At 36.2% G+C, this 18,944-nt stretch carries 12 protein-coding genes; 7 read left to right on the top strand and 5 right to left on the bottom strand.

Going from position 1 to position 18,944, the window contains the following annotated elements; translation table 11 throughout:
* Positions 1-9 precede the first annotated feature (9 nt).
* Positions 10-3,006 carry a tetratricopeptide repeat protein gene (locus AC0L6O_RS12465; protein ID WP_473302761.1) on the bottom strand — a complete coding sequence of 999 codons (2,997 nt, stop codon included), beginning with the start codon at positions 3,004-3,006 and terminating at the stop codon, positions 10-12.
* 173 nt (positions 3,007-3,179) lie between these two features.
* On the opposite strand from AC0L6O_RS12465, the gene AC0L6O_RS12460 reads away from it, so the two are divergent.
* A complete protein-coding gene (locus AC0L6O_RS12460; RefSeq protein ID WP_473302760.1) occupies positions 3,180-4,994 on the top strand; it encodes a M61 family metallopeptidase in 1,815 nt (604 codons plus the stop codon).
* 107 nt (positions 4,995-5,101) lie between these two features.
* On the opposite strand, the gene AC0L6O_RS12455 is transcribed toward AC0L6O_RS12460, so the two are convergent.
* Positions 5,102-5,653 (bottom strand): DMP19 family protein, encoded by a 552-nt coding sequence (locus AC0L6O_RS12455; protein WP_473302759.1) that lies wholly within the window; start codon positions 5,651-5,653, stop codon positions 5,102-5,104.
* A 102-nt stretch (positions 5,654-5,755) separates the two neighbouring features.
* Positions 5,756-5,992, bottom strand: a complete 237-nt coding sequence (locus AC0L6O_RS12450) for a hypothetical protein (protein WP_473302757.1) — start codon at positions 5,990-5,992, stop codon at positions 5,756-5,758.
* A gap of 4 nt (positions 5,993-5,996) precedes the next feature.
* Here AC0L6O_RS12450 and AC0L6O_RS12445 point away from each other — a divergent pair, with 4 nt between their 5' ends.
* Entirely contained in the window at positions 5,997-7,031 is a 1,035-nt protein-coding gene (locus tag AC0L6O_RS12445) for a tetratricopeptide repeat protein (protein WP_473302755.1), read from the top strand.
* Here AC0L6O_RS12445 and AC0L6O_RS12440 read toward each other — a convergent pair.
* The gene (locus AC0L6O_RS12440) at positions 7,028-8,260 is read right to left on the bottom strand and encodes an MDR family MFS transporter (protein WP_473302753.1); all 1,233 of its coding nucleotides are present in this window, start codon (positions 8,258-8,260) and stop codon (positions 7,028-7,030) included. The two genes, AC0L6O_RS12445 and AC0L6O_RS12440, sit on opposite strands and share 4 nt — an antisense overlap.
* A gap of 270 nt (positions 8,261-8,530) precedes the next feature.
* On the bottom strand, positions 8,531-9,724 hold the full coding sequence (locus tag AC0L6O_RS12435; RefSeq protein ID WP_473302751.1) for a sialidase family protein: 1,194 nt from the start codon (positions 9,722-9,724) through the stop codon (positions 8,531-8,533).
* A 490-nt stretch (positions 9,725-10,214) separates the two neighbouring features.
* Between AC0L6O_RS12435 and AC0L6O_RS12430 the strand changes: the two genes are divergently transcribed.
* From AC0L6O_RS12430 to AC0L6O_RS12410, 5 genes are all read left to right on the top strand, one after another.
* Positions 10,215-10,754, top strand: coding sequence for an RNA polymerase sigma factor (locus tag AC0L6O_RS12430; RefSeq protein WP_473302749.1), 540 nt, complete (start codon positions 10,215-10,217; stop codon positions 10,752-10,754).
* Between the two features lie 324 nt (positions 10,755-11,078).
* Positions 11,079-14,474 (top strand): SusC/RagA family TonB-linked outer membrane protein, encoded by a 3,396-nt coding sequence (locus AC0L6O_RS12425; RefSeq protein ID WP_473302747.1) that lies wholly within the window; start codon positions 11,079-11,081, stop codon positions 14,472-14,474.
* 19 nt (positions 14,475-14,493) lie between these two features.
* Positions 14,494-16,125 carry a SusD/RagB family nutrient-binding outer membrane lipoprotein gene (locus tag AC0L6O_RS12420; protein WP_473302746.1) on the top strand — a complete coding sequence of 544 codons (1,632 nt, stop codon included), beginning with the start codon at positions 14,494-14,496 and terminating at the stop codon, positions 16,123-16,125.
* 133 nt (positions 16,126-16,258) lie between these two features.
* Positions 16,259-17,548, top strand: coding sequence for a hypothetical protein (locus tag AC0L6O_RS12415; RefSeq protein WP_473302745.1), 1,290 nt, complete (start codon positions 16,259-16,261; stop codon positions 17,546-17,548).
* 19 nt (positions 17,549-17,567) lie between these two features.
* Positions 17,568-18,920, top strand: a complete 1,353-nt coding sequence (locus AC0L6O_RS12410; protein WP_473302744.1) for a PhoPQ-activated pathogenicity-related family protein — start codon at positions 17,568-17,570, stop codon at positions 18,918-18,920.
* The last annotated feature ends 24 nt before the right edge of the window (positions 18,921-18,944 follow it).

Genomic DNA, 18,944 nt, shown 5'->3' with positions numbered 1-18,944 from the left:
AAATTCTAATTATTTAGGAACGTTTTTAAGTTTGGCTTTAGCTATATCTACTGTTTCAGGATTACCTGAATTTTCTACAATAGAGTTCAGGGTAGCTTTTGCCATGAAATAATCCTTTTGGCCTACATAAGAGTCTGCTATTAATAAGAAGGCTTTCTCATACCAAGTCACATAATCACCAAAGTCTTGAGCCAAAGATTGCATCTCTTTGATGGCATCTTCATACTTACCTGACTCGTATAGTATCTCACCAAGTAAGTATTTGGCCTCTGCCCCATTTACGTCTTTATCCATGCCTATAACTTTTTCAAACTGTGCTTTGGCTGATGTAAAATCACGACGCTTTAAATGGCATTTACCTATATAAAGTTCCGCCTTATTTTTAATTCCAATAACTACACCGCCTCCATCTGAAATGGCATCACGACAGTATTTAATAGAGTTCTCATAGTCTCCTAAATAATAGTAAGACTGGAACAAACCTTCCCATGCTGCCACTTGGTCTCTTTTGCTATCACTAGAGCTTAATACATTTTGGAAGTCGCTCACGGCGTTTCTGTAGTCACCAGCATCAAACTGAATGTTGGCTGCTCTTACCGCAGCTTTGGCTGCCCACTGTGACTGACCATCTTCCGCTACGTCTTTAAAATATGGTAAGGCACTTTTATTGTCATCAGAAAAATAGTATGATTCTGCTATTAAATACCTCGCTTCTTTGACATTGGCGTTTGTAGGATTGTTTTGAATAAAACGTTTTAACGCTGGAATGGCTGCAGAATACTTTTCGGTATAATAAAGGTTCTTTGCAGCATCATACTGAAGTGCCACGGCAGAAGAGCTACCCGGGTTATTCTTTTGGTATTCATCAGCTATATCTGCAAAGTCTTCGCTTCTACCAGTAAGGTTCATGATATCTCTAAGGCCTATTAAAGCTTCGTTAGCGGTTTCATGGTTTCCAAATCTATTAATTAGAATTTTATAATCAGAAACGGCTTTATCATAATTTTCAACATTACCGTACGCCAAAGCTCTCTTTAATAAAGCAAATGGTACCAAAACAGACCTTGGTCGTTTTCTTAACATTTCAGAAAGCGTGGTGATGGCAGATAAATAGTCATTCTTTTCTAATTCAAGATTTCCTCTTTCAAAAAGAGCATCATCAAAAAGTCTTGAGTTCTCATGAATTCTAGCAAACTGGTCAAAAGTGCTTTGAGCTTCGCTTTTTCTTCCCATAAAGCTTAGTGTTATTCCTTTTTGGAATAAAGCATAGTCTTTATCTGCTCTGTTTTTCTCTAAAGCTTCATTATAGCTATTTAAGGCATTTCTGAAATCTTTACGGATTAAGTAACAGTCCGCTATTCGTAACTGTGCATCTTCCCTACTCTGTTGTGATTCGGCAGAGCTTGAAGAAGATAAAAAGTCTTTGAAATAATTTAAAGCCTGTCCGTACTGCTCATTATTATAATAGATGTAACCTAAACTGTAAAGGCTCTTGTTTTTTTGCTCTCTAGTACCACTAGAAGTAATTTCTTTATACAGCGACTCTACATTTGGTTTATCTGCCGCATAGGCTGATTCAGCTTTCCAAAACTTAGCATTTTGGACCAGGGTTCTATCAACAGGTTTACTTATTGCTTTTTCAAAGTAAGTGATTGCTTTTTCAAAATTCTCTCCGTTATAATCAATTACAGCTTGAGCGTAACAAAGTTTCTGATAAGCCTCATCAATTTTTGGTGTTGTTCTCTTTAGGTTTTCTATGTAACCAATAGCCTTTTCGTAATCATTGGTTTCAAAAAGAACTTCACTCATGAGTTCGTTGGCCTCATCAATGTATTTTCCGTTTGGATAAGCCGTCACATAGTCTCTTAATGAAGTGATCGCAGTCTCGTTATTATTCTGCTCTATTTGAACTTTGATATAGTTATAAGTAGCTTCCTCTTTAATTTCTAAATCGAAATCTGTCTTTCTTGCAAAATCAAAAGCAGCCATGGCAGAATTCAAATCGCCGGTACTTAATGCTGAAATTCCTAAATAATATGCGGCTTGCTGACCCAGTTCGTCTTCTCTGTCTGCAATTAGTTTGAAAACCTGAATGGCTTTCTCATGTTGTTCTGTTTTGTAAAGACTGTAACCATGACGGAAAGTTAGCTGTGGGTCTACAGTACCTCTTCTTAAAACCTTAAAACGGTCATAATACTGGGCTGCCTTCTCAAATTCGTCTTTAAAAAACAAAACTTCTGCAGCCACCATACAAATCTCATCCGTTTTTCTTCCATTCGGATTTGCGATTATAGGTTCGGCGTACGCCAAAAGTTCATCATACTTTTCTTGTCTGTAAAGAATTTGACCAATCCAGTTAGGAACCTCAATTTTATAAGGATTTACATTTTCAACTCTATGAAGGTCAACTAATGCATCGTCAAAGTTCTCATTTTGAAAATTTATAACCGCGGCATAGTATGCAGCATTAATGGCATTTTCGGCCACAGTTCTTTTGACATAGTTAAATTCTGTCAAAGCCTTATTGTAGTCTCCCATTTGATAATAAGCTACGCCAAGCTTAAACCTAAGCTCATAAATAGCAATGTTATCTTGCCTAAACTCAATAGCCTTTGACAAATATTCTACGGCTTTGGCATAATCACCTTTTTCGTAGAAATTTTCGCCCAAGTCGCTAAAAATGATTTTAGCCTTAGGATGCTCACTATGATTAAGCACAAACCTGTGCACCTCAATATCGGCATCAAGGGAATTAGTGTACAAAGCCGAAACAGCTGAGTAATACTCGGCATTGGCGATGTTGAATTTATTTGGATTAATAGAACCTGAAGATAGGTCGACGTAATTCTTGAACTCTTTTCTAGCTGCCGAGTAGGCCTTTTTCTCAAATAACTCAACCCCAGCATTATAATGGGCTTCAGTTTCTGTATAACTTAAAGTGTTTTGAGAAAAAACTAGAGGGGTGTATAGAATACAAGAAAAAGCAATCAAAAAGATTTTTTTCATTGAAAAGCGAATTCTGTGATAGTGTTAAAAACCAAATTTAGGAAAGATGTCTCTCAATATGCAGCTTTTTTTGGTTTTAAGTTTTCTTGCTGATATTACCGTTTTAACGTAAGCTTTTGCTTAAAATTGTAATCTTAATATTTCAACAATTAAAAATCAACTATATAATATTTATGAGGAGAAGAAAAATAGCCTTTAGTATGCTGATTGCGATAGTATTATCTGCAGTGAGTTTCATTTCAAATGCACAAGATACTAAGTCCATTTCTTATGAATTAAGAATGCCTGAGCCAGAAACTCACTTTTTTGAAGTGGGTATGACAATAAACAATGTTTTAACCAATCCGAAGATTATTGATAAAAGACGTCTTTTAGTAAAGATGCCTGTCTGGACTCCTGGTTCATATTTAGTAAGAGAGTATGCTGGAAATGTTGAAAATTTTCAAGCTACTGATGGTCAAAATAAACCTTTGAATTTTAGAAAGGTTAACAAAAACACTTGGGAGATTGATATTGACCAAATTGAAGATGTAAAAATCAGTTATAAGGTTTATGCCTTTGATTTGACCGTTAGGACTTCCTTTATTGACGCCAGTCATGGTTATTTAAATGGAGCTAGCATTTTTATGTTTGTTCCTGAATTAATGAAAAGTCAGGCAGACCTTAAAATTTATCCTTATGAGAAATGGTCTACTATTTCTACAGCTCTTCCAGAGACATCAAAAAACACTTTCTTAGTAAAGGATTTTGATACACTGGTAGATAGCCCAATTGAAATTGGGAACCATGAAGTTTTAGAGTTTGAAGCTCTAGGAATTCCTTACAGAATTGCCATGTATAGCTCTTCTCCATTAAATTATGACAAAGAAAAACTGATAAAGGATTATAAAAGCTTGGTTATAGCAGCGGAGACTGTAGTAGGAGAAACTCCTTTAGAAAACTATTTATTTATAGTGCATCATCAGCCAGGAATAGGTGGTGGTTTGGAGCATTTGCATTCTACTACTTGTCAAACTTCTCCTTTTGCTTATAGTTCTGAAAGAGCTTATATCGGTCTTTTTGGCCTGTTGGCTCATGAATATTTCCATTTATGGAATGTAAAAAGAATTAGACCGGTGGCTTTAGGACCGTTTGATTATGAAAATGAAAACTACACACACATGCTGTGGGTGGCAGAAGGTTTTACTAGTTTTTATGAGGAAATTATTCTGAATAGAGCTGGTCTTATAAATGATGAAGATGTAGTTAAAGCTGTGGCAGGTGCATTATCAAGTGCAGAAAGTACGCCGGGAAATAGAATACAAGCGGTAACGGAAGCTTCATGGGATGCTTGGATTAAATATTACAGACCAAGCGAGAACTCAAACAATACCAGAATTTCATATTATGGAAAAGGCGGTGTTTTAGCGGCTCTTTTAAATGCTAAGATTATAGCAAATACTAAAGCTGAAAAATCTTTAGATGATGTTATGAAGTTACTTTATAACAAATATTACAAAGCCTTAGGTCGTGGATATACTGATGCAGAGTTTCAAATGGCTGTAGAAGAAATTCATGGTGGTAGCTTAGATTATTTCTTTAAAAACTATGTTTCAGGAACTGAAAGACCAGATTATGAGCAAATTTATAAAGGAGTAGGTCTTAAGGTAATTGACAATAACGAGGATAGAGAAAAGCCATATTTAGGTATTACTGAACGAAGAGGCATGATTTACAGAATGAGTAGCGAAGGAAGTGCTTACCACTCTGGATTAAGTGTAAACGACCAAGTAGTAAGCATTGATGGTAATAAAGATATCAACTTTGCGAATGCTCTTCTATCTAAAAATGTGGGAGAGAAAATGGTAGTAGTGGTAAACAGACATGGGGTAGAAATGGAATTTACCATTGACCTTCAGAAAGACGAGAGAAAGTCTTACTCTTTAGAAAAAATGACCAAAATGAACAAAGAACAAGAAAAGGCGTATCAGAAATTTGTAGGAAAGTAATTTTCTAAATTCTTCATTCAAAAGGCTCGTGAATTAAGTTTCATGAGCCTTTTAATATTTTCAGGAATGGTTTAACTATGTTTTAAAATTAGACGATAAGAATTTTATTAATTTTCAAAGTCCGATTTGTTCAATTTTATAAACTCAATCAGTAGGGCGGGTAAATTATCTATATCAATTTCTTCAAAATCTTTATTTTGTCCATAAAAGATATAATCTAGTTTATTCCATTTTTCAGATGTCTCGTTACTAATTGAACCTAATATTTCTAATCTTTTGCCTCTTTCCTTTGGAACAATGCCATTCGGGAATTCATCATTGGCTTGTTTTACTATTTTAGCGGTTTTTATTGCTCCTATCTTATTTAAAATATCGACAGTTTCATTGGCATAGTCGCCACTTGAATTCAAGTAGAATTGGTCAAATCCACCGTTATTAATTTCGCTTTCTAGGTTCTCCACAATTATCAACATTCTTTGGGAAGGGTTAAGTTTTTCCATTTCTTCTCCATGGTTTGATTTTTGGTTTATATGGGCTGCAATTTTCATAACAACTATATAATCTGGCTCTGTTCTCAACATCTCATCCAAATCGAATTTGTTTTGAGAATTACAATTAGTAAAGAAAAACGTAGATATAATTAAGAGAAGTTTTTTCAAAGGTTTCTACTTTTTTAATGATTGGAATAAAGTGAATCAACAAATATATGCCTATTTCGATATCAAACTCACTTATGACCAAAATGCTATCGATTCGGTTTATTAGTATTCCAATAAATTACCAAAATCCTCTGCCATGTCTTTAAAACGCTGAATAACCTTTGCATAAAAGGCGTCGGTCATCATTTCTAAAACTTCTTCATCTCCACTTACATCCATTTCTGAAACTTTATAGACCTGTTCTAAAAGCCCTGCTTCAAACTTTATGATATATTTGTTGTTAAACATGTATAAGGACGTTTTACAGTAAGCATTAGGAATTTCTTTGACAAATCGCATAAGTATGAATATTATTGAAAAGAGCTTTAAAATGGCTTCTTTTATGGTTTTGGCATCTATAATTTTAGCCTGCGGCAACAAAAATAAGACAGAAGCAGCGGAGTTCTTTGAACGGGGCAACTTTCATTTCAAAAAAAATGAAACGGAAAGAGCCATGGAGCTTTTTACAGAGGCTATAGAAAAGGTGCCAGACTTTGCCGATGCTTATAATAACCGAGGTTTATGTTTTGAGAAATTAGGTAACATAGATAAGGCGAGAAACGATTATAGAAAAGCAGTGGAACTAGATGATAGTTTTGGTCAAGCGAAACTAAACTTAGCTCATGCCTCACTCCTACTTGGTGAAAATAAGACCTGCGAAAACTTATTAAATCAATTGGCTGAGGCTTATGCTGATTCTGCCCAGTTTCTAGATTTACGCGGCAAGTTCTACCTTCAAACTTTTAACCCAAGTAATGCTGTTGCTGATTTTGAAAGGTCGCTAAATATTGCTCCAAGTAACCTAGAAACTAAGACTAATTTAGGTTATGCTTTTTATCTGCAAAATAACTATGAAGAAGCCAAAGAAATGTTCTTAAGTGTCATTTCTGAGAAATCGAACTTTGCATTTGCTCTAAATAATTTAAGTGCCACTTATGCTCAGCTAGGTGAATGGAACGAAGCTTTGATATACTCTCAAAAGGCGATTAAGGAACAGCCAAATGAAATTACATTTATCAATACTCATGCTCTTAATCTCTTAGAAAACGGAGACAGCAAGCAGGCTTCAGAATATATAGAACAAGCTTTGAAACTGTTTCCTGAAAATCCGTACGCTTTACGGAATTCAGCTGTCTTGAAAATGAAAAACGAAGAAAACTCGGCCGCAATCAAGATTTTCAATAAGGTAGAAGAGAGCAATCCGGAAGTTGAGTTTATTTATTTTTACATAGGAAAGGCTCAACAGGCAGCAGGAAATACTCCTGCTGCTTGTAAGGCTTTTAAAAGAGGTTCTTTGCTAGGAGACGCTCGTAGTAAAAAGGAATCAGAAAACTGCTAGTTACTTAACTCCAGAGCTTTTTCATTTTCTAAAGTTCTTCTTAGCCATAGACAAAGCCCTATAGAGACTAAACCCATTACTGATATTAAAATAAAGTTTGCCTGATAGCCATAAAGAGCTATAAAATCTAAACCTAGTTTTGGACTCACAATATGGGCTAAAGCAAAGGCCATAGAATACAAGGCCATGTAACGTCCCTCGTTTCCTGACTTTGCCCTTTTCATGGCAAAAGCATTGGTATACGGAAAGCCCACCATTTCAGCCAAGGTTATGAGTACCATGCTAATGATTAGAATACCTACCCATGCTTGATATATAAGAACAGCAAAGCCCAGCATCATTAAAATAGAGCTGATATATATAAGTTTGACCTCAGGTATTTTCTTTTTCTCAATCCAGTTTACCATCGGCATTTCAAAAACGATTATTATAAAACCATTTAGAAAAAACAACAGGCCTGTCTGGAATTCGGTTAGCCCAAACTGCTCATGATGATAAATGGGTAACGTGGTGAAAATTTGAAAGAAAACGACGCCTATCAAAAAACTAATTGCTAAAAATATCCAGTAGGCTTTATCCTTAAATACAGCAGCACCAGCTTTTAGTAGTTTTATCTCTTCCTTGGTCTTGTTTGGAGCTTTACGCTCTTTTACTAATAATGTAAACAACAGAATAGAGACAATACAGGTTAAACCATCTATCCAAAATAACAAACTGTAACCCTGTGCAATGATAATTAGGCCTGCAACAGAAGGTCCAATAACAAAACCTAAGTTTATGGCAAGCCTTATTAATGTAAGCGACCTTGTTCTGTTTTCAGGCTTGCTGTAAGTATTTAAAGATACAAATATGGCTGGTCTAAACATATCTGCCAAAGTCATGGCAAGGAATATTACAAAACACAAGCCCCAAAAGCTCTGGACGTACTGAATCAAAACGAAAACTACACCAGCCGATAAAAAGCTCCAAATCATCACTTTATAAAAGCCTATTTTATCAGTTAATTTTCCGCCTAACCAAGCCCCCACAAAGGAACCCAGCCCAAAAAAGACCATAATCCAACCTACCTCACCGTATGTGAAGTGTAAATCTTCTTTCAAGTATTTTGAAAGAAAAGGTAAAACCATGGTTCCAGCCCTATTTATGAAAGTAACCAAAGCAAGCCACCAAACCTCTTTTGAAAGTCCTCTAAAAGCTTCTAAGTATAAGTCTACTGATTTTTTTAACATGGTCTAAAAACTAAGAAATCCAGCTGATGGGCTGGATTAAATAAAAACTATAACAATATTTTTATATCATCCTTACATACAATTGTTCCAAATATTCTTTACAGAATATGGCTTAGAGACAGTCGTATAAGATGATTTATTTTTCATGTTCCAAAACTAGAGGAATTTAATAAACTATTTGAAAGGTTTGCAATAAAATATTTGATAAGGTTTTAAAACACTTTTGCTTTGAACAAATAATGATGCTTCATTAGATTAAGTAAAAGGTATTTAAATTTTAGCTGGGTCTATTACTACGTATTTAATAGACTTATTATCATTTGGTAAATGATGCGAGTATGTAATGTGCAATAAACCATCAGATGATTGTATTAAGCTAGGATAAGAAAAGCCACCATTGTCTGGCTCTACATTTTCTAGGCTGGTTTTCCATTTCCATGTTTTGCCCTCATCGTCCGACAAAAACAGTACTAATCTATTTCTACCATCAGGTAAATCATTCCCAATAAAAGCCCAACGTCCATCAGATAGAGCAAGAATTTCTACACTTGCTGTATTTGGAATGTTAGTTTTTACACTCATAGACCAAGTCTCTCCAAGGTCTGAAGATTCACTAAGATGTACCCTAGGAGGATAATCACCACTGTCACGTAAAAAAGCCACCAAGTTTTTATTCTTTTTCTGAACCAAAGCAGGCTGAATAGGCCCGCGACCCACCAAAGGCAAACTTGGCCTCCATGTAGTGCCTTTGTCGTCAGAAATAGCCATCATAGACATATTGTAACCATCAGAGTACAAAGGCAGCACTATTCTGCCATTATCCATAACCAAAGGTTTGATTCTGGTCATCCAGCCAATACTCCTTTTAGTGATGTCTTCACTGGCTTCTATTATCATTTCATCGTATTTGGGTGCATATTCTGACCACCCCTTGCCCCCATCTGGTTGCTCTTTGAATTTGTTCACAACTTCTTTTGCAAAATCATCGCTAGGCTTTAGTAATATATTGTCTTGCCAAGTCCAATTTGGAGGTCCTGGTTTAAGGTAATCTATGGTGGTTTTATACCTTAATATAGACTGTTCCCATTTATTGGCCTGAACAGCTATCCAAACTAAGAATAGTTTTTTGTCTTGATTCAAAAAAAGTACGGGATTACAATCAGGAATATTTGGAGTGTCTGCCATTTTGAAAGGTTCGCTCCATTCCGTTTCACCTTTTATTAGCCTAGCCCCCATTAATTGTACATCGTCAGACTTACGTTCTCCACTTCCATAAAACCACACCGCTAAAAAATCGCCATTCGGTAAATCTACAATGCTGCTGCTATGTACATGCTTAGCCTGAGGAGTAAAAATTAGGTTTGAACTAACTAGTCCCTTTCCCTCAGTAATAACTTCCTGAGAAATAGCGACCCCAGAAGTCAAGAATAACAAGATTAAAATCCAACTTTTACTATAATTCATTTTGCTAAGGTTACGTCTACAAATATAAATTAATACTTCACTTATGAGATTTGGTACTATTCATTGATTATTTAATATGGATTTCGCTTAATTACATGTGGTTATAAAAGCTTAAAATGTTTTGACTAGGCTTCCATCAACACCATTAAGTTTTGATTCAGTTAAGATAATATCAAGAAATAGCTTCTTATATAAAGGAATCAATCTGGTTTCCTCGATAAAAGTTGATAGTTCAGGTCATTTGCGTAAAATGAGGAATTAATTACGCAATATGCGAATGTTTATTATCAGAAATGCTGCAAATTTATTACAGAATTTATCTAAGCATCATTTGAAAGTTTAGGAATTACATATAATTCTGTCATCAACAATATAATTTATTTGGTATTATAATATTGACAAAGAAGTAAAACTGTAAATTCTAGAATATTCATATTTGCTGTTTTTTTTAGATAATTCGAGTAAATCTTTACTATAATCTCTAGCTATCATGGAAACATTAAATGAAATAATTCAGAAAGTTGCCAAAGGCGATTCTAAGGCATTTACACAATTATATGATTACTACAGAGAACCTGGGTTACGGTTTATAACCTCTATTGTAAAAGACAATGAGGAAGCCGAAAACATGCTCCAAGAGGTATTTGTGAAGATTTGGCATCGGAGAGACCAAATCAATCCTGAATTAAACTTCAATGCCTACCTTTATACTTGCTTAAAAAACATGGCTTTTGATCATTTGAAAAAAATTGACAAAAACGAGCAAATGCTTGCCCAGTATTTGATAAAAGTAAAAGAAAGCCAGGAAACGGATGTTGATGTAGAAGAAATAAAAATAGACATGCTGCTTTCTGCAATAACTACGCTTCCCACAAAACGAAAAAGGATCTTACAGCTGATTTTAGAGGAAGGGAAATCATACAAGGAAATAGCTGAGATAATGCGAATTTCAAAGAATACGGTTAAAAATCAACTAGTTAAGGCAAAACAATATTTAAGATTAAATATTGACATGTCATCTGCCTATTAAAGGTTCCAAAACCTTTTTGTGATTAGACTATTATAAGCCTAAAAATAATAGGTCTTTAAACTTCTTAATGGTATTTGGAATAGAACATCTACACTGTACCGTTACTTCAAAATTTTGTTATAGCAACTCTGATTTTGAGTTATATCTAAAGTATTTTAATACTTCACTACAAGTACTTTGTGGCTCCTCTTCGCCTTTAAAGGCATAAATAACTGCGACTAATGACAAAATATGAATATTTATTATTTTTAAAATAATATTGAATAGCCTTTTTTTTTACTAGAAAAGTATTAAGAGTATAATCAATTCTAAAACATAAACAATATGGAACTACGCTCTACTTATCATCGTATGTTACGGCGTTTATTTATTACGACCGTAATAGTTGGACTTTGTTTTTCACCTGTTCTGGCACAGGCCCAGACAGTTACCGGTACAATTACAGCCGAAGAAGACGGCTCTATTATTCCTGGTGTAAACGTGGTGTTGAAAGGTACATTCAAAGGTACCACCTCAAATGCGAGCGGAACTTATTCGATTGACGTCGATAATGCCAACTCCGTTCTGATTTTTTCCTTTGTGGGTTATAATCCCATAGAGATACCGGTTGGAACTCGTAGCGTAATTAACGTTTCACTGTCGCAAAACTCTTCCACACTAAATGAGGTGGTGGTGACTGCTCTTGGAATCAAGAGAGAAGAAAAGTCTCTTGGTTATTCTGTTGCCAAAGTAGACGGAGAAGATATGAACCGAGTTACCACCGAGAATGTGCTAAATGGTATGTCTGGTAAAGTAGCTGGTGTTAGTATCAATTCCACAGGTGCTACTGGCTCATCTGTAAGTATGGTAATCCGTGGTGCCAAATCACTTTCTAGCGACAATCAACCTCTATTTGTGATTGATGGTGTTCCAATTATTAATACCCTTAATAATGTGAGCCAAATTGGTCAGGACAACAGAGTAGATTACGGAAATGCTATATCAGATTTAAACCCTGACAACATTGAGAGTATATCTGTTCTGAAAGGTCCTAGTGCTGCGGCATTATATGGCTCTAGAGCAGGTAATGGTGTGGTGATTATCACTACAAAAAATGGTTCAAAAAACGGTAAAATGACAGTTAATGTAACCACAAACACTGTTTTTGACAAGCCTTACAAGTTTTTGGATATGCATTCACAATTTGCTACAGGTATTTTACCTTTTACTCCGGACAATAACCCTTACCCAGGTGGTGTGCTATATATTGATGAAGGTTCTGCTGGAGGAGCAGGTCCTGAACTGGACATTGGAAATAATGCAATTCAATGGAATAGCCCTTTAGATGCCAACGGTAACCCTGTTCCGTCTCCTTTGGTTTCTTATCCTAATAATGTTGAAAATTTTGTTCAAACTGGGATTACAACTACAAACGGTATCTCGCTGGCGAATAGTAATGATGTGATGAATTATAGACTATCATATTCAAACATGGCCAACAGAGGAATTATTCCGAACTCAGATCTCTTCAAAAACTCATTGGCTTTGAATACTACCATAAATGTTAGTAAAAAGCTTCGTTTGAGCACTGCTTTGGATTTCAGCAGAAACAACTCAAACAATCGTCCAGCTAGTGAAAGAGGCTCTAATCCGCTCCAATGGGCTTATGCCGTATCGCCGCATATTAACATTTTAGAACTTAAAGATTATTGGGTTCCTGGGCAAGAGGGGCTTCAACAAAGATCACAGTCAATTGGCAACTTCAACAATCCTTACTTTTTGGCTAACGAAGTTAATAATGCATTTGAAAGGAATAGACTATTTGGTAATATGAAAATTGACTATCAATTAACATCAAATATCAACCTGATGGCTAGGTATGCTCTAGATACTTACAAAGAAACCAGAGAAACCAAAATTGGAGCTAGCTACACTGAAGAACAACGTGGAGCCTATGGATTGATAAACTTGGGCAGATACGAAAGAAATATTGACGTATTAGCAACTTACAATAAGAGCTTAGAGAATTTCTCACTATCAGTTTCGGCAGGGGGTAACGCTCGTAATTCTAAATTTACTGATGTAAGTAATGCCAGCAGAAACGAAACAGGATTGGTAATACCTGGGCTATATACATTGCAAAACATTGCACCATCTAACTTGACTTATGCGAGTAGTTTCTTGAATAAAGTGGTTTACAGTGCTTATGGAATTGCAAATTTTGGTTTCAAGGATATGATCTATTTGGATTTGACAGCTAGAAATGACTGGTCAAGTACACTACCGGTAGAAAACAGATCATATTTCTATCCATCGGCCTCATTGAGTGTACTTGTTAACGAACTCTTCCCTATTTCATCAAATGCCATAAATATGTTGAAACTGAGAGGTGGTGTGGCACAAGTAGGAAATGACACCAACCCATATGCTTTAATAAATACATTGGACAACAATGAAGCTTGGGGCGGTATTACTAGATTATCAAAATCAGGTACTATCCTTTTACCTGATTTGAAGCCTGAGATTTCTACTTCATATGAAGTTGGTGTAGATCTTACCATGTTTAGAAATAAACTTAGGTTCTCTGGAACGTACTATAGAGTAGATAACCGAAACCAGATTATCCCAACTAAACTACCTTCTTCAACGGGTTATACGTCTAAAAACATCAATGCCGGTTTATTAGTTAGTAAAGGTCTGGAGTTGACTTTAGGAGGTACTCCTTTTGAAAGAAATGGCTGGAGACTAGATTTGACAACCAATTTCTACAAAAACTCAACTACTATCAAGAGTCTTTCTGAAGGTTTAGATTTCTACACCTTATGGACAGATGCAAAAGGTGGAGCTTGGACTTATGTGGGTGAAGAAATAGGTGATATTTATGACCGTGAGTTAGTTACTGTTAAAGATAAGTCTTCTCCTTATTATGGTTACCCTATATTAGACTCAGATGGCTCATGGCAGGACATTAATGCCAATAATACTAAAACGAAAATCGGAAATTTCAATCCTGATTTCATTTTAGGAATGCAAACGTCATTGACATATAAGAAATTGAGTTTAAATATGACTTTTGACTGGAGAAGTGGTGGTGATTTTGTTTCTCAAACATATAGATACGGGGAATCAGATCTTAAATCTCAAAGATTCTTAGACAACCTTATTAATCCTAATGGTATGACGGGTGATGCTCTTCGTGACTATTTGGTTGCCAATGAAAATGACATGATTATAGTTAATGGTAATGATTTCAATATTGTAGGTGGGCCTACCGCAGAATACGGTGGTTTTCCATTCGAATATGGTGGAAACACTTATCCATATGCTGTATTCAATCCTGGTGTTTTGGCTACATATAACGAAAACGGTGAAATAGAGGGTTATACTGAAAACCTTGGGGGAGCTGGTACTAAATATATACCATATGGAGACAACTACCCATGGAGTTTTACAAAAGCTGCTTTGTTTGACGCTTCATTTGTCAAACTTAGAGAAATATCTTTTGCTTATGATATCACAGGAAGCGTAACTGAAAAGCTTGGTTTACAGAATGCTTCGTTCTCAATTTATAGCCGAAACATCATACTTTGGACGGCAGCTAATATAGGTATAGACCCAGAAATGGCTTTCCAACCTCAAGCGAACTCGCAAGCGGGTACTCAGTTTAAGCAAGGTATAGAAAGATACAATGTAACCCCTTGGGTAATTCCAGTTGGATTTAAACTGAATCTAACATTTTAAACATTAAATTTTAAAAATCATGAAAAATAAGAATCTTATAGTTCTATTTATTCTGGTGGGTTCGTTCTTTTCTTGTGAAGATCTCACAGAGGTAAATATAAACCCAAATGGTGTTCAGCCTGAGTTGGTGAATCCTAACCTGATAATGCCAACAATTTTGACTGAAACAGCTAAGCTTTACTTAAACTATGGCTATCAGGACATAGCTGGAGTGGTACAGCATACGCAGAAAGATGCTTGGTCATCAGGTCACAATGATTATGACTGGTCTAGCCAAAGTTGGAGTTCTAATTATGACATACTTAGAAACAATGCCTTGTTTTATGACAGAGCAGTGGCTTTAGACCTTGAGTTTCATCAGGGCGTAGCTTTGGTAATGAAGGCTTTCAATTTTGGTCTTATTACAGACCTTTGGTCTGATGCTCCTTATACTGATGCCTTAAAAGGAGAAATAGGTGGAACAGAAAATATCTTACCTGCATTTGATAGTCAAGAGGTTATTTATACCGGAATATTAGCCGATTTAGAAACAGCAAATACCTTACTTTCTAAGTCAAAAAGTGAATACTCAAGTATAGTTAGTGATGTGGATGTATTTTATAATGGAGACCCTGCCAAATGGAGAAAAATGGCCAACTCTTTAGCTTTAAGATACTATATGAGAATTTCTGAAAAAAAACCTGATGTGGCTAAAGCTGGAATCGAGAAAATAGTTGGAAACGCAGCCCAGTACCCAATCATTCTTTCAAATTCTGATGATGCCACAATGAGTTTCCCAGGAACAAGTAGCGGAACTTCATGGCCAGCAAATACAGTTTATGATGCGAGTGGAAGTAACTATCGTAGAATAAAAATGGCATCTACGTTAGTGGAGACCCTACAAAACCTTGAAGACCCAAGAATAGCCGTATGGGCCAATAAAGTGCAAGTACCTTTGGTAGTAGACGAAACCTTACCTGCAGGAACTGACGAAATAGTAGATGGAAAGCGATTACTTTCGCCAGATAAAGTTGGAAATACTATTTTAGATACCGACCCTGAATATGTTGGCTTGCCACCAAGTTTTTCGGCATTACCGTCGGCATATAATCTTAACCCAACGCCAGGTCAAACATCTTTCAACCCGCATGTATCCTTCCTAAACAGCATGTATGAGCAAGCGTCTGGCCCATTGTTAAAAGCTAGATTAATATCAGCTGCAGAGGTTAATTTTATCTTGGCAGAGGCTTCATTAAAAGGATGGGCTACTGGAGACACCAAGGCAATGTATGAAGCTGGTGTGAAAGCCTCAATGAACACTTGGGGTGTAGGAAACTCCTCTGATACTTACCTCGCAAATGAGGGTGTAGCCTATAATGGTTCTTTGGAGCAAATTATGGAACAAAAATGGATATCGAGTTGGACAGCGGCCACCGAAGCGTGGTTTGATTTTAGAAGAACAGGACTTCCTGCACTTAAGGCGGGTCCAGCTGCTAAAAGACAAGCTTTACCATTGCGTTTTTATTACATGCAAGATGAAATAAATATCAATAGTGCAAATGCCAGTGCTGCTTTAGATAAATTAGAGGTCACAAATTTCTCTCAAGCAGATGGAAAGAATAGTGCTTGGTCTAAACCTTGGCTTAATCAAGGGACAGGTAAACCTTGGTAATACCATGTTGTTACCTTTAAATCCGAAAATTTGATTGATTATAAAATTGGTAGTGGATATGATTGAAGCTACCAATTTTTAAAATCAAAGCTGTATTAAGTCAGAATACATTCCACCTTATTATTACTTTTCTATGTTTATCTATTTCCCTAAAAAAGCCGTTTTCTACGCTTTTTTGTTCGCCCTCACCTTTTTATCCTTCGGAGTATTTGCTCAATCACTTCAAGTAGGAGCTGCTAAGAGAATCATCACACCAAACCCATTATTGCCAGTATCTGGTGGAATTGGAAAACCCAAGCCCGCTACCGAAAAAAGAGGAGACCTTTTTGCAAGAGCCCTAGTGCTAGAAAACGGTAAAAACCGTATAGCGATTGTAAGTGTAGATAACCTAGGATGGGCTTCAGTATTAGGTGATAAATCTCGTGCTTTAATTAAAGACATCTTACCAGAAAATATAATCATAGCCGCAACTCATACACACAGTGCACCAGATGCTTATGGTTTTCCAGACGAAACAGGTACATCTTATGCTGATTTAGAATATCTGGACTGGTGTGTTACACAAATAGCGGATGCTGTAAATGAGGCCGTCAAGAATCTTGAACCCGCTTCTTTAAAAATTGCTGTAGGCGAAGCCAAAGGCAAAATTGCTTATAATTACTATGCTCCTGAACTTTATGATCCACGTTGTGGCGTAATTCAGGCCATTGCAACTACGGGCAAAAACAAAGGTCAAAAAATAGCAACTTTAGTAAATTATGCCATTCATCCAGAGGTATTAGGTTCAGGTAGAGGCATTCTCAGTCCTGACTTATGCGGTCCCCTTTATGATAGAATAGAGAGTAAAGGTGGTGGAATGGCCATATTCTTAAATGGAGCACAGGGCGGAATGGTAACTGCCGACACTCGTTTAGGAAATGGAAAAGAAGCCAATACTTGGCAAGAGTGCATTAGAATTGGTCAACTGTTAGCCGATGAGTCCCTCAGAATCGTTGAAGACGCAGCTCTCCTTGAAAACCCATCGCTATTTAGTGTCTCTAAACAATTAGAAATACCGATAGAGTCTGAAATAATGCAGTTTATTCTGAAGAACTCACCTCTGAATTACTCATTTGCCAAAGAAAACCATGTTCAAACCCAAGTAAATTTAATCAACATCGGTCCTGCTCAAATTCTCACCATACCTGGTGAGGCTTTACCTAACATTGGTTTTTATTTGAAACGTAAAATGCCGACCGAATATCCTTTTCTCTTTGGTTTGGCAAATGATGCATTTGGCTATATTCTGACAAAAGAAGATTTTAATAGTTTTAAAAGATATCAGTATGTCAGCAAAACAAGTTTGGGCGAAATGACTGGTGATATATACATCAATCAAGCCCTAGAGTTAATAAAAGAAAGTCCGAAACCTCAATCGAAATAATCTCTTAAAATCCTTATAAATGAAAAAGAGTGTTCTAAAACTTGTACTTAGTTTATTGCTAATAACAACTATTAGCAATACTATTTACGCCCAAATAATCACACCTGAAACAGCATTAAAAAGTTATATCAACAATGGTGACAAAACCTATGACTGGGAGTTAAAAGACTCTACTGTTTTAGGTAATGTGACAGCATATCATCTACTTCTAACCTCACAGAAATGGCGAGAATATACATGGCGACATCAGCTAACTATATTTATTCCTAAAGATAGACTTTACGACGGAGCCTTACTCTTTATTACTGGTGGCTCAAACAAAGAAGAACAACCGAACTGGACTAATTCAGATGGTCTCTGGATGCCTTTAGCACAAACTGCTTTAAAGAGCAAAGCGGTAGTAGCTCTTATTAGGCAAGTACCAAACCAACCACTTTATGGAAACTTGAAAGAAGATGCTCTAATTTCATACACCTTTCACCAGTTTAAAGAAGATAAAGATTACTCATGGCCACTATTGTTTCCTATGGTAAAATCTGCCACTAGGAGTATGGATGCAATACAGGAATTTTCGAAACAAAAAGTAAATTTTGATGTCAACAATTTTGTCATCGCAGGAGCTTCAAAAAGAGGCTGGACCACTTGGTTAACTTCCGCAATTGACGACAAACGCGTGAAAGCCATTGCTCCAATGGTGATAGATATGCTCAACATGCCAGCTACTTTAAATTATCAATACACCACTTATGGCGAATACAGTGCTGAAATTGAAGATTACGTGAAATTAGGAATTCCACAGGGAACCGAAACGGAAGATGGCAAGGCTCTTTCCACTATGATAGACCCTTTTTCTTACCGTAAAGACATGACAGTGCCAAAAATGATTTTCATTGGAACCAATGACCCTTATTGGACTGCGGATGCCATTAAACATTATTTTGGTGAAATTCCAGGCAAAAATATGATTCACTATGTGCCAAATGCCGGCCATGATCTTGGTGGTGGTAAACAAGCCTTTGAAGCTTTAAGAGCATTTTTTTCAAGCACAATTGTGGACAAAACATATCCTGTGAGCACATGGACCACAAACAATACAAGTAATGGTGTTGAATTATTGGTAAATCCAGCCCAAGATGACCTAGTTGGGGCAACACTGTGGCATACCACTTCAAGTGACCAAGACTTTAGAAATAATTTATGGATGAGCAAAAATATCAAGCTCAAAGAATTACCAAATATCCAGTTGACCCAAGCATATCCTAAAAAAGGATTTCAAGCATTTTATGTTGATATGAAATACAAAGGTCCAACTGGTGGTACCTATACGGTTAGCACGCGTGTGTTTGTAACTGATGGTAAGAAAGTTTTGTAACAGCCCTGTGAAGGCTTTTGAATA

The organism is Arcticibacterium sp. GJ41-1 (assembly GCF_055808875.1).
This window is presented reverse-complemented; position numbering and strand designations above follow the sequence as displayed.